Annotated in this window: 9 protein-coding genes; 6 read left to right on the top strand and 3 right to left on the bottom strand. The window is 64.4% G+C overall.

Annotation, left to right across the window (positions count from 1 at the left end):
- Positions 1-70: 70 nt before the first annotated feature.
- On the top strand, positions 71-1,711 hold the full coding sequence (locus G6N38_RS09715) for a PE-PPE domain-containing protein (protein ID WP_163747334.1): 1,641 nt from the start codon (positions 71-73) through the stop codon (positions 1,709-1,711).
- Here the strand turns inward: G6N38_RS09715 and ilvD are convergent.
- Complete coding sequence (ilvD, locus tag G6N38_RS09710; RefSeq protein WP_163747333.1) at positions 1,708-3,405, bottom strand: dihydroxy-acid dehydratase; 1,698 nt, start codon at positions 3,403-3,405, stop codon at positions 1,708-1,710. The genes G6N38_RS09715 and ilvD overlap by 4 nt on opposite strands.
- A 77-nt stretch (positions 3,406-3,482) precedes the next feature.
- On the opposite strand from ilvD, the gene G6N38_RS09705 reads away from it, so the two are divergent.
- Together G6N38_RS09705 and ricR are read left to right on the top strand one after the other, a co-directional pair.
- Entirely contained in the window at positions 3,483-4,079 is a 597-nt protein-coding gene (locus G6N38_RS09705; RefSeq protein ID WP_179968501.1) for a DUF305 domain-containing protein, read from the top strand.
- Positions 4,080-4,370 (top strand): copper-sensing transcriptional repressor RicR, encoded by a 291-nt coding sequence (gene ricR, locus G6N38_RS09700; RefSeq protein ID WP_163747332.1) that lies wholly within the window; start codon positions 4,080-4,082, stop codon positions 4,368-4,370. It abuts the gene before it with no gap.
- A 239-nt stretch (positions 4,371-4,609) separates the two neighbouring features.
- Here the strand turns inward: ricR and G6N38_RS09695 are convergent, their stop codons facing one another.
- A complete protein-coding gene (locus G6N38_RS09695; RefSeq protein ID WP_163747331.1) occupies positions 4,610-5,437 on the bottom strand; it encodes a class I SAM-dependent methyltransferase in 828 nt (275 codons plus the stop codon).
- A gap of 402 nt (positions 5,438-5,839) precedes the next feature.
- Complete coding sequence (locus G6N38_RS09690; protein WP_163747330.1) at positions 5,840-6,460, bottom strand: TetR/AcrR family transcriptional regulator; 621 nt, start codon at positions 6,458-6,460, stop codon at positions 5,840-5,842.
- Between the two features lie 67 nt (positions 6,461-6,527).
- Here G6N38_RS09690 and G6N38_RS30435 point away from each other — a divergent pair, with 67 nt between their 5' ends.
- The 3 genes from G6N38_RS30435 (at position 6,528) to G6N38_RS09675 (ending at position 11,577) form a co-directional block, all read left to right on the top strand.
- A complete protein-coding gene (locus G6N38_RS30435) occupies positions 6,528-8,081 on the top strand; it encodes an alpha/beta fold hydrolase (protein WP_197748122.1) in 1,554 nt (517 codons plus the stop codon).
- 151 nt (positions 8,082-8,232) lie between these two features.
- Positions 8,233-9,375 carry a serine hydrolase domain-containing protein gene (locus G6N38_RS09680; protein ID WP_163747329.1) on the top strand — a complete coding sequence of 381 codons (1,143 nt, stop codon included), beginning with the start codon at positions 8,233-8,235 and terminating at the stop codon, positions 9,373-9,375.
- 966 nt (positions 9,376-10,341) lie between these two features.
- The gene (locus tag G6N38_RS09675) at positions 10,342-11,577 is read left to right on the top strand and encodes an MFS transporter (RefSeq protein WP_163751907.1); all 1,236 of its coding nucleotides are present in this window, start codon (positions 10,342-10,344) and stop codon (positions 11,575-11,577) included.
- Positions 11,578-11,710 lie beyond the last annotated feature (133 nt).

The raw sequence follows: 11,710 nt of genomic DNA, 5'->3' as shown, positions 1-11,710 counted from the left end.
AACCGGATGTTGGGGGTTGGGGACAATGAGAATTTCGACGGTAACTCGCAATATTCGGGCGATCCCAAGAGTGCGTGGCAAGAAGGTCGCGCGGCTTGCCGCGGTGACCGCGACCGCCACCGCGATGGCGCTGGGAATGACGGCACCGGCCATGTTGCCCTCTGCCAGCGCAGCAGATGTCACTCTCAACGGGATCACCACCGGACCGGTGTTCCGGATCTTGCAGGCCGCTGGGCTGAACTCGGTGGCCTTCCCCGATCTGGCGCCGCCCTTGATCGACACCCTCACGATCAACTTCGCCTACACCAATTCCAATCCGGTGAATCTGGCTGATCGGATCAACGCCTACTCGTTCGGCGGTTGGAACATCCTGAGCAACAGTTTCCGACGGCAACCGGGCGGGGTCGTGGGGTCGGCGCTGCTCGCAGGATCGGGATTTGCCACCTTCGGGACGAACGACGCCTATCAAGCTTTGCTGTCGAGTGCCCGCGGTAACACGTTGCCGGGATACACCCCTCTCGTCGGTCCAGGGCTGACCAACACTCTGACCGGCGCACAGTGCTCTTCCCAGGGCACCTTCTGCAAGCCGGGCACCAATGTGACCACCCTGGCGCTTCTCCTGCTGAACAGCCCGCTGACGCCTAACGGTGGGCTTTATTCGCGCTTCGCGCCGATCCTGAACTTGTTCGGTATCAACCCGGTCACGCCGGTCGGTACCAGCGCGACGAGTTCAACTCCGGCCACCGCGGGCAGCGGTGGCATCGTCACTCTGCACTCCGCGGTGGTGAACATCGGGCTGGAGTACAACGTGTTGTCCGACTTCCCGGCGACCCTGAATCCGTTCTCGCTCACCAACACCTTGCTGGCCAGTGTTCTGCCAACAAATCTGCTCGGCGGCGTGAACCTCGGGGGCGCGTCGCTGGGTGACATCGAGACTGCCCTCGGCCTGCTGGCGACGCTGGGTTCAACGAGTACCACCTACAGCACTTTGGCACCCAACGATCTGCCGCTATTGGAGCCGCTGCGCCTGCCGGCGCGCCTGATCAACGCCGTCTCGAACGCGCTCGGTCATCCGCTGAACCTGGGGACCCCGCTCGCCGACGCGTTGCAGCCCGCACTGACCATCCTGGTCAACACCGGCTACACCGATGTCCAGACCCCAACCAACGGTGGCACCTACAACCGGACGTTCGACCAGTCCGGCACGGCCACAACGTTCCTGTCCCAGGCTCCGCTGACACCAGCGGAGTGGGCACAGGTGCCCGGTGACGTACTCCGCGCTCTCGTCGTCGGGTTCCAGGACTCGTTCCCGATTCTGCGATTCGGTAAGACGGCGCCGGTGCTCGCGGTGGACGGCAACCATCTGACGATCACCTACCCGTCGGCATCAGCAGGTAGCACGAGCACGCCGACGGCCTCAACGACGAGCGCCGCTGTGATTGACTCGGTGAATTCCCTGGTGTCCGGCGTTTCGCCCTCGGGTTCCTCCGCCAGCACAGAGACCGCCAGCACGCCGTCGGCTGGATCCCCCTCGACCGGCGCCACCGGGACGGTCAAGTCGACCACCAAGTCGTCGGCTGGCAGCGCCAAGTCGGCCGCGGCAGCCAACCAGACCGGCTCAAGCTCGAGTGGCTCGTCGGCGAGCGCCGGATCCACCCACAAGAGCGGCGTGGCCGGATCCAAGCGATCCGCCGGTGGGGCTGCGGCCTAGCCGCAGACGGCTCCCTGCGCGGCCGAGCCGACCAGCTTGCGGTACTTGGCCAGCACGCCGGTGGTGTACTTCGGCGGGGGCGGGTTGAAGCCCGCCTTGCGGGAATCGAATTCGTCGGCGTCGACCAGCACGTCCAGCGTGCCCTTGCCGACGTCGAGGCGCACCCGGTCACCGTCGCGCACGAAGGCGATCGGCCCGGCGTCGACAGCCTCCGGTGCGATGTGACCCACGCACAGGCCGGTGGTGCCGCCGGAGAACCGGCCATCGGTCATCAGCAGAACGTCCTTGCCCAGCCCGGCGCCCTTGATCGCGCCGGTGATCGCCAGCATCTCGCGCATTCCCGGACCGCCCTTGGGGCCCTCGTAGCGGATGACGACGACGTCATTGGCCACGATCGTGCCGTCTTCGAGAGCATCCATCGCGGCGCGTTCGCCGTCGAAAACCCTTGCAGTGCCTTCGAACACGTCGGAATCGAAACCCGCTGACTTGACCACAGCGCCCTCGGGAGCCAGCGAGCCGTGCAGGATCGTGATGCCGCCGGTCGGGTGGATCGGGTTGCTCAGCGCTCGCAGCACCTTGCCGTCGGGATCCGGCGGCGCGATGTGGGCGAGGTTGGCCGCCATCGTTTCGCCGGTCACCGTCATGACGTCACCATGCAGCAGCCCGGCATCCAGCAGCGCCTTCATGACCACCGGCACGCCGCCGATGCGGTCGACGTCGAACATCACGTGTTTGCCGAACGGCTTGACGTCGGCCAGGTGCGGCACCTTGGCGCCGATCCGGGTGAAGTCCGCCAGCGTCAGCTTGACGTCGGCCTCGTGCGCGATCGCCATCAGGTGCAGCACCGCGTTGGTGGACCCACCGAACGCCATCACGACCGCGATCGCGTTCTCGAAGGCCTCTTTGGTCAGGATGTCGCGTGCGGTGATACCGCGGCGCAACAGCTCCACGACGGCCTCGCCGCTGCGGCGGGCGTACCCGTCCCGGCGGCGGTCGGTGGCCGGCGGCGCCGCGCTGCCCGGCAATGACATGCCCAGCGCCTCGGCGGCGCTGGCCATCGTGTTGGCGGTGAACATGCCCCCGCAGGCGCCCTCGCCCGGACAGATCGCCCGCTCGATGGTGTCGACATCCGCGCGGGACATCAGCCCGCGCGCGCATGCGCCGACGGCCTCGAAAGCGTCGATGATCGTCACGTCCATCTCGGTGCCGTCGGACAACTTCGCCCGGCCCGGCAGGATCGAGCCTGCGTAGAGGAAGACCGAGGCGAGATCGAGGCGTGCGGCGGCCATCAGCATGCCCGGCAGCGACTTGTCGCAGCCGGCCAGCAGCACCGACCCGTCGAGGCGCTCGGCCATCATGACGGTCTCGACGCTGTCGGCGATGACCTCGCGCGACACCAGCGAGAAGTGCATGCCCTCATGGCCCATCGAGATGCCGTCGGACACCGAGATGGTGCCGAACTCCATGGGATAACCGCCGGCGGCGTGCACGCCGTCCTTGGCGGCCTTGGCCAGCCGGTCCAGGGACAGGTTGCACGGGGTGATCTCGTTCCAGGAGGAGGCCACCCCGATCTGCGGCTTGGCGAAATCCTCGTCACCCATGCCTACCGCGCGGAGCATGCCACGCGCGGCAGCCTTCTCCAGACCGTCGGTGACGTCACGACTACGGGGCTTCAGATCGGGCGTTTGAGTCACCGGACAAGTATGCCGTGGTCGGGGGTGGTGGCCAAATCTTTTTATACCCCCAAGGGGTATTCCGGTACGGTGGGGTCATGATGTCCACCAGCAGCCGCATCGTGGCGGTCACCGCAGCCCTGGCCACCGCCGTCGTCGTCTCCTCCTGCAGCAAGACCGACGACCACTCCCAGCACGCCACCTCGACCACCACGACCAGCGCAACGGTGGCCGCCCACAACGCCGACGACGTGATGTTCGCGCAGATGATGATCCCGCACCATCAACAGGCCGTTGAGCTGGCAGCGCTGGCTCCCGAGCACTCCACCAACCAGGCCCTGCTCACCCTGGCGACCACCATCTCGGCCCAGCAGCAGCCAGAGATCAACGCGATGAAGGCGCTGTTGCTGCAGTGGGACGTCGATCCGAACGCGATGGGGGACCACGGCGGCCACGGCGCCGGCATGCAGGGCATGGTCGACGATGCGACGATGGCCAAACTCAAGTCGCTCAACGGCCCCGAGTTCGACACACTGTGGCTGCAGGCGATGATCAGCCATCACCAGGGCGCCATCGACATGGCGAAGGCCGAGATCGCCAACGGCCAGAGCGCCGACATGACCGCGATGGCCAAGACCATGGTCACCGCGCAGCAAGGCGAGATCGACCAGATGAAGCAGATGCTGGGAGGGTAAATGACTGGCGCACATGGATATTCGGCCCGCAAAGATAACTACACCAAGCGGCTGCGCCGGATCGAGGGACAGGTCCGCGGCATCTCCAAGATGATCGACGAGGACAAGTACTGCATCGACGTGCTGACCCAGATCAGCGCCGTCAACAGCGCGCTACAGTCGGTGGCGCTCGGGCTGCTCGAAGAACATCTCGGCCATTGCGTCAGCCACGCCGTCGCCGAAGGTGGCGAGGAGGCCGAGAAGAAGCTGGCCGAGGCCTCGGCCGCGATTGCCCGGCTAGTTCGGTCCTGACGCGGTAGAACGTCGGACGCGCGACGCGGGGCAATGTCGGCCTGTTCGGCCTGGGCAGCCGATATCTTGCGACTGAGTCGGCGTTGCGGCACCGCAAAGCTTCGGAAGAGGACTTATGAGGTTGACCCCGTGTCAACCATCCGGGAGCAACCTCAACTCAGTCAGGTTGTTCCTCAACCTATTTCGCCGCAGCACCGTCAATTACGGTTAAGCGAGTCCATCAATTCGGTGACGGGCCGTCAGCGTTTGCGCGCCTGAATGGTGTAGGTCAGCGGAAGTCGCTCGGGATCATGAGCGAGAACATATTCGCCTTCGTATCGGGTGCTTTCAATCATCGCATCGCCCAAGGCATTCCAAGGCATTTCGCGGTGTTCCTCGAGCGCCGTCACCGTCAAGCCGGCCGAGGTGAGGGCCGTAAATACCTCGCCCAAACCGTGGTTGAAGCTGACTGACTGCGGTGAAGACAGCATGCCGCTGCCGGCGTAGCTCGTTTCGTCGGCGAACACTGTTCCTGTGGTCTCGAAGTAGGGATACTGAACGACCAGCAGGCCGTCGGGCCTGGGGTCGCTCAACGCATCGAGCATGGGGTGCCCCTCGCGCATGAACAACCGACCGCCGGGACGCAGCAGTTTGGCGACCACCTCAGCCCACTGCTGCACGTCGGGCAGCCAGCACAATGCTCCGATGCCGGTATACACCACGTCGTAGGATGCTGCGCCTAGCGCGGCTACTGCCTCGTAGACGTCGGATTCGACGAATCGGACCTCGTTCCCGCTGCGCTGAGCGACGTGATGGGCCGCGGAGATCGCCGCTGGGGAGAAGTCCAACCCGGTGACCGAGCGTGCCCCGAGTCTGGCCAGTGAGACCGTGTCAGTTCCGATGTGACACTGGAGGTGCACCACGTCCAGGCCATCCAAACGTCCCAGCCGTGGCAGGTCGTAGGCCACCACACCCGAGAGCAACTGCGGATCGTCGAAGCGGGCGAGATCGTATCCGTCGGGCCCGAGGTGCACGGGCACCCTAGATTCCCAATTCGCAAGGTTCATCGTCCGCCAGTTGAGACCCATGATTCCGATAGTGCCATAAGACAGCGCGGTCGAAGCCATCGACTCGGCTGCGGATCGACACCACGACGAACGGGCGGAGACTCCAGGAAGTGCTGCAGGGCAATATAATTCGGATGGTCGGCTCCTGCGGGGCGCCGACGAGCCCCATGCTGACACCCGTCGACATCGGGGCTCTCCCGCCCAATGATTGGCCTCTGAAGCTGGCCGTGAAGCGCAACTGCACCCACTGGTCGATGCCATCGACTTGGAAGTCGCCGGACAACGCTTGCGCACCACCCGTCGGGGCTGAATTCAGCTGGCTGTCAGCGAGCTACTTCCTGTTCCGAAAGCCATGCACCCCAGCAATTTTAGTCGGTTGGACCGCGTCCAATGTCAGTCACCGGTCGCGTTGGGAATCCAGCATCATCGGGTCGAAGATGCCTGCCATCGGCTGCGGACTTGCCGCAAGTGTGTGGACAGAACGTCGGTCGCCCAGGAGGTGGGTTCAGTGCGTTGCTGGCGCACGAGATGCAAAGCCAGCCCGTCGACCAGCGCGTGCAAACGCTTCGACTCGGTATTGATTTCGTCGTCGCAGATATCGCCTGGCGCGCTGTCGTGCGCGACCATCCTCAGCAATGAACTGCACCCGACTGCGAGCATGTCGTGGACCTTGCCGTATGGGCCGCGAAGCGCGTTGTCAGTCAGGGCCAGCACGCCAATCGCGATGAAGACCTCCATCTCCAGTCTGCGATCGTCGTCGAGCGGAAGTAGTTGTTGCAGACACTCTTCAACGAACTCTGACACGGGCAGGCTTTGATCGACAGTATCAACGCGGGCCTGCGCCCGTTCGCGAACCAGCTCCAGGCAGTAAGCACGCAGAGCGTCCTGTGTCGGAAAAGCGCGACGCAGTGAGCCTGTCGCCAACTTCGCCTCCTCGGCGACTTTGCGTACCGAAAGCTGGCCAACACCGTCTCGCGCGACGACCTTCCACGCGGCCTCGGCGACGTCCCGCTCCCGGGCCCGGTGGTCGATACGTTTCGGCACCGCCCCAATGTACACAGTCGTGCTAGCATGCGTTTTTGAACACAATTGTGCTATTTAAAGGTTGGTCATGTTCCGGCAGGTGATGGTGGCGTGCGAGATCGGTTTCTGGATTGTGATCGCAGCCGGACTCGTTGCTCGGCGCCGGCCGCGGTCGTCGACGCTAGGTGCTGCACTACTGGGGCTTGCTCCGATTGTCGCTCTGGTGCTGCTCTTCGTCGCCTCCCTTGATCTAAATCGCGGCACGGTCGCGTCCTGGCGACATGGGCTCGGGGCGCTCTACCTCACCCTCTGTATTGCCTACGGTCAGCGCGTGTTGCGCTGGACTAAAACCCGTTGCGCCAACCGACCTGGCGGCCCGCCGGGGCCGGCGGGCCGCCAGTACCCACGTCGGCGCTGGCTCGACATTGGCCGCACCATTCTTGGAGCCTCGATCTCTGCTGCGCTGCTGCTGGGACTGATCGGATGGATAGGCTGTGTTCGGCGATCCGCGGCCTTGGACGTGATGTTCCCCGTCCTCGGTCTCGTCGCCATGGCCGAAGTCCTAGCGGCTATCGGTTATGCGCTCTGGTCGCGAAACCGTCCGAAACCCCGCGCAACACCAGCGGTCGGTCCGCCAAGTCTCCTCGAGGGCCGTCGGGTACTTCGTGGCATTGCCTTCGGCGGAGTACTCATGCTCGGTCTCGGTGTGAGCAGCGTGACGGCCGAACACCTGATTACCGCGAACAGAAGAGCGCAGGTCGCGATGCCGGGGCAGCTGATCGATGCCGGCGGGTTTGACCTCCACTTAGTCAAGCGGGGTTCCCGCGGCCCGCTGGTGGTCATGGAAGCTGGCAGCGGTGAGACAAGCCTGTCGTGGCGTGATATCCCCGCCGCACTGTCCGGGAATGCCACCGTGGTCACCTACGACCGTGCCGGATACGCGTGGAGCGACGCTTCCCCGAACCCGCGCACCGGAAGGAATATCGTCGCCGAACTCCGCACCGCCCTGCACGCGTCCGGACTGGCGGGTCCGTATGTGCTAGTGGGGCATTCCCTCGGCGGAATGTACGTGCGCGAGTTCGCACAGCTCCATCAGGAAGAAGTTGCCGGCCTCGTCCTCGTCGACGCTCGCCCGGAGGACGACGACAGCAGAACGCAAGCGATCCTCAAAGAAGCCGGATTGGCAGGCAACCCGCGCCCTGCAATCCTGACAGCACTGAAGATGTCTGGGGCCCTACGCATGTTCTCGGATGTACTGCTGGACGGGCTCGTCGCGCCACGGGATCGGGCCGCCTTCCTTGATGTCGTTGCTTCCCCGAGCTACTTCACGACAAAGCAACAGGAGGCAGATCTGGCCTACCGCACCGAGGACGCCATCCGAGGGCAGAACCTCGGCGACCTTCCCGTCCGCATCATTGCCCGAGGCAGATCGCAGGATTATGCAAGCGCCGGCATTCCCCAAGCGGTAGGCGAACGGCTCGAGACAATCTGGCGCGACGAGCAACGGAGAATGCTTGACCTATCAACTGACAGTACCCTCGTCACCGCAACCAAGAGCGGTCACATGATTATCCACGACCAACCCGATCTCGTCGTCGCCACCATTAATTCACTGATTGAAACCGTTGGCCCGCAACGGTAGAACGAATGTTCTCCGGAACTGCGAGTGCATGGAGCCCTCGTCACGAAGGCTGGAGCACCCGAAGCGGTGACCGTGAGCGAAACAGCCGAATTGCACTCAGGATCAACACAATAAGGCATAAGAGGTAACCGCAATGTCGATTGAGTTCCCGATGTCCAGACCCCTCCAGGCGCTGACGACAGCCCTGGTCGTGTCGACCGCTGCAGTCCTGTCGGCCGGCTGCGCGACCAACTCGGATAGTCCGGCTGATCAGTCAACTGCATTCGCGGCCCGACGCAACGCAGCCGTCCAATCGGAGATCAACAAAATCGTTAAGTCCGGCGTAGCGGGCATGCTGGCCACACTCACCGCTGATGGTCACACGACCACCCTCACCAGCGGAGTCGCCAACCATGACACCAGCGAATCCATTTCGGTGAATTCACGGTTCCGAATCGGAAGCATCACCAAATCATTCACCGCCGCGATACTGATGCAGCTGGTCAGTGAAGCCAGGCTGAATCTGGACGACACCATCGAAAAGCATCTGCCCGGAATGCTCTCAGGTGAGGGTGTGGACGGTCGAACCATCACTGTGCGCCAGATACTCCAACACCGAAGCGGCCTACCGGAATTCGCTGGAGATCCACGCACTGACGAACTGAAGGCCGCCGCCGAACATCGGACCGTAACCCCCAGTGAGGCCTTGGCGGTCGCACTCGGCTATCCGGCCCAGTCTCGCCCGGGAGCTGAGTACAAGTACACGAACACCAACTACCTGATTGCTGGAATTCTGATCGAAAAGATCACCGGGAATAGCTACGCAGACGAGCTCAACAATCGACTGTTGAGGCCCCATAGCTTGAATGACACGTACCTTCCCCCACCGGGTGAACTCGGTATTCGGGGCCCGCATCCGCACGGCTACGAGAAGGACAACGGCGTTGTCGTGGATGTATCTCGGATCGAACCGTCGGTGCCCTGGGCGGCTGGCGCCATCGTCTCCACGGGCGCTGACCTCAACCGGTTCTTCCTCGATCTACTGAACGGCAAAGTCGTCGCGCCCGCCCAACTGGCCGAGATGGAACAGTTCATTCCCAACGGGGACGGTGGACCTGGATACGGGATCGGACTCGAAGCCACGGCCCTTCCCTGCGGAGCCAGACTGATCGGTCACTCCGGCGGGATCCCCGGTTACTACACCATCTCTGGTGCAACTGCCCAAGGACGAGCGGCTACGATCACGTTCACTCAAGCACCCGACGCACAACCCGATATCGCGGCACTCCTCACCTACGCTTTGTGCGACCAGTAGTCACGGAATTCATGCGTGCACGGCTGGCTCTGGGTGACCCTTCGCGGCGAAAGCCGCGGGATTCAACGTGCCGGACTCCGTCACGCAAGTTCAGTGGACATGCGGCGCGGCCTTACGCGTCCGGCCATCGGTGACGTGTATCGAGCACGCACTCCCTTTACGCCGCAGCAATGCGCACTCGACAAACTCGCCCGATAGAGTTCGACCCTTCCCGCCGAACGCGATCCAGCCACTCGTTGAGGGCCTCGACCGCGAAGTGAACCGGGTCGTCGTGATCTTTGATTTCCACCTTCACCAGGATTGAGGAATACCGCCGATTTGTGTGCGCCTCGTCGGTCCGAATAGCCGCTCCTGCAAGGGTTCCTGTGCACACCCGCGGACGGGACACCGATTTGGTCGATGCAAGCGAGCTGGTACGGATTCACGTCGTCGGCGGTGCTGATCTCGGCTTGGCCCTTACGGTCTGGCAATCAGCATGTCGACGAAGGCGACCAACCCGTGGGGAGGGTATCGAGGCGCTGATGGATCTGGGTCGGCCCGTGCGACGGTATCGGAGCGGTGCCTTAGGGGCCTGGCTATCGGTGCAGCTGCAGAACTGGTGGCGGCGGCACTGCGGATTGGCGCAGATGTTGATGCATCATGGGGCGAACATGGCCGGGGTTAGTAGAAGGCGTGGATGCAACGAGAACGAGTGAGCGTCACCAGCGCACGAGGAAGGGGCTGCGATGACGGCCACCATGGACGCCGAGCCGGGATCAGCGCCGCCCCTCGCCTCTGCGTCGCTGCCAAGCTGCGCGGCGGCGATCGCGTCGTGGTGAGAGATCAGGACGCCTTGGTCACCTTATTGTGGCGTATGGGGGCAGCCGAGATCGTGGAGGCGTGGAATCGCCGCCGCCCGCAGCAGCCTGCTGGCTACGTCATAGCAGGCCGAGCGTCGAGTCTCGGCGAAGCTCGCTCGCCGCGGGAGTGTCCAGCGTGACCACAGTGCCGCGCGCAGGCCCGTGGACACCGAGGGTCACCGTGGCATTGGCCGTGCTCGCCGCCGCGGCGTTCATCTATGTCACCGCCGAGATCATGCCAGTCGGTGCGCTGTCGGCCATCGCACGCGACCTGCATGTCAGTGAAGCCATGGTCGGCACGCTGCTGGCCGGCTATGCGTTGGTGGCCGCGCTCGCCACGATGCCGTTGGTGCGCTGGACGGCGACCTGGCCGCGACGGCGCACCCTGCTCTGGACGCTGGCTTGCCTGTCGGTATCGCAACTGATCTCGGCGCTGGCCCCGACCTTCGCGGTGCTGGCCGTCGGCCGGGTGCTGTGCGCAGTCACCCACGGGCTGATGTGGTCGGTGATCGCCCCGATCGGTGCGCGCCTGGTGCCGCCGAGCTATGCCGGTCGCGCCACCATGGCCGTTTACGTCGGAACCGGGCTGGCACTGGTGGTGGGCAGCCCGCTGACCGCGGCGATGAGCGAGTTGTGGGGCTGGCGGCCAGCGGTCGGCGCCATCACTGTGGCCTCGGTGGTGGTGTTGGTGGCCGCGCGGCTCGCGCTTCCCGTGATGGCGATGGCAGGTGCGGTCGCCGGCGTCCGCCCGCGCCGAGGCGGTCACCACCGCAACAGACCGTTGGTTGTTCTGTGCGCGCTCACGCTGGTGGGTGTCACCGCGCATTTCATTTCCTACACCTTCATCGTGGTGATCATCCGCGACGTGGTCGGCGTGCGCGGGGCCCATCAGGCGTGGCTGCTGGCCGCGTACGGCGTTGCCGGGCTGACCGGCATGGCGTTGTTGGCTCGGCCAGGAGACCGGCGACCACAGGCCGCCGTCGTGGGTTGCCTGGCGGGATCGTCGCTGGCCTTCGCGGCGCTGGCGACCCTAGGCTTCGCCGACTGGCACGTACTCGCCGCGTCGTTGTTCGGCGCGGCGATGATCGTGCTGTGGGGAGCGACGGCCAACGCCATGCCACCGATGCTGCAGGCGGCCGCCATGCGGCACTCACCGGAAGATCCCGATGGCGCCTCGGGGCTGTATGTGGCGATGTTCCAGATCGGCATCATGGCCGGCTCGCTGACCGGAGGCCTGCTCTACCAGCACGCCGGGGTGGCGGCCATGATCACTGCATCGGTGGCATTGATGCTGGGCGCCCTGGTCTGCGTACTGTTCAGCCGGGGCCTGTTCGCTCTCGTCCCGGCTACCAGCGACAAGTAACGCTTGTCACCCGCGGAACGACTATCTGCACAGTTCAGGGCGGTGAGAATGCCCGAGGTCGGGTTCGCTAGCGAATTTGTCAGGACGTGCACCCAGCCTGCTGTGTAACACTGGGTTCGAGTCGGTATCGAGG

This window comes from Mycolicibacterium helvum (assembly GCF_010731895.1).
Classification (GTDB): domain Bacteria; phylum Actinomycetota; class Actinomycetes; order Mycobacteriales; family Mycobacteriaceae; genus Mycobacterium; species Mycobacterium helvum.
This window is presented reverse-complemented; position numbering and strand designations above follow the sequence as displayed.

Excerpts from the sequence above, each read along its gene's own strand:
- G6N38_RS09695 (WP_163747331.1), bottom strand. The coding sequence starts at position 5,437 with ATGGGTCTCAACTGGCGGACGATGAACCTTGCGAATTGGGAATCTAGG.
- G6N38_RS09705 (WP_179968501.1), top strand. The coding sequence starts at position 3,483 with ATGATGTCCACCAGCAGCCGCATCGTGGCGGTCACCGCAGCCCTGGCC.
- G6N38_RS30435 (WP_197748122.1), top strand. The coding sequence starts at position 6,528 with ATGTTCCGGCAGGTGATGGTGGCGTGCGAGATCGGTTTCTGGATTGTG.
- G6N38_RS09680 (WP_163747329.1), top strand. The coding sequence starts at position 8,233 with ATGTCCAGACCCCTCCAGGCGCTGACGACAGCCCTGGTCGTGTCGACC.
- ricR (WP_163747332.1), top strand. The coding sequence starts at position 4,080 with ATGACTGGCGCACATGGATATTCGGCCCGCAAAGATAACTACACCAAG.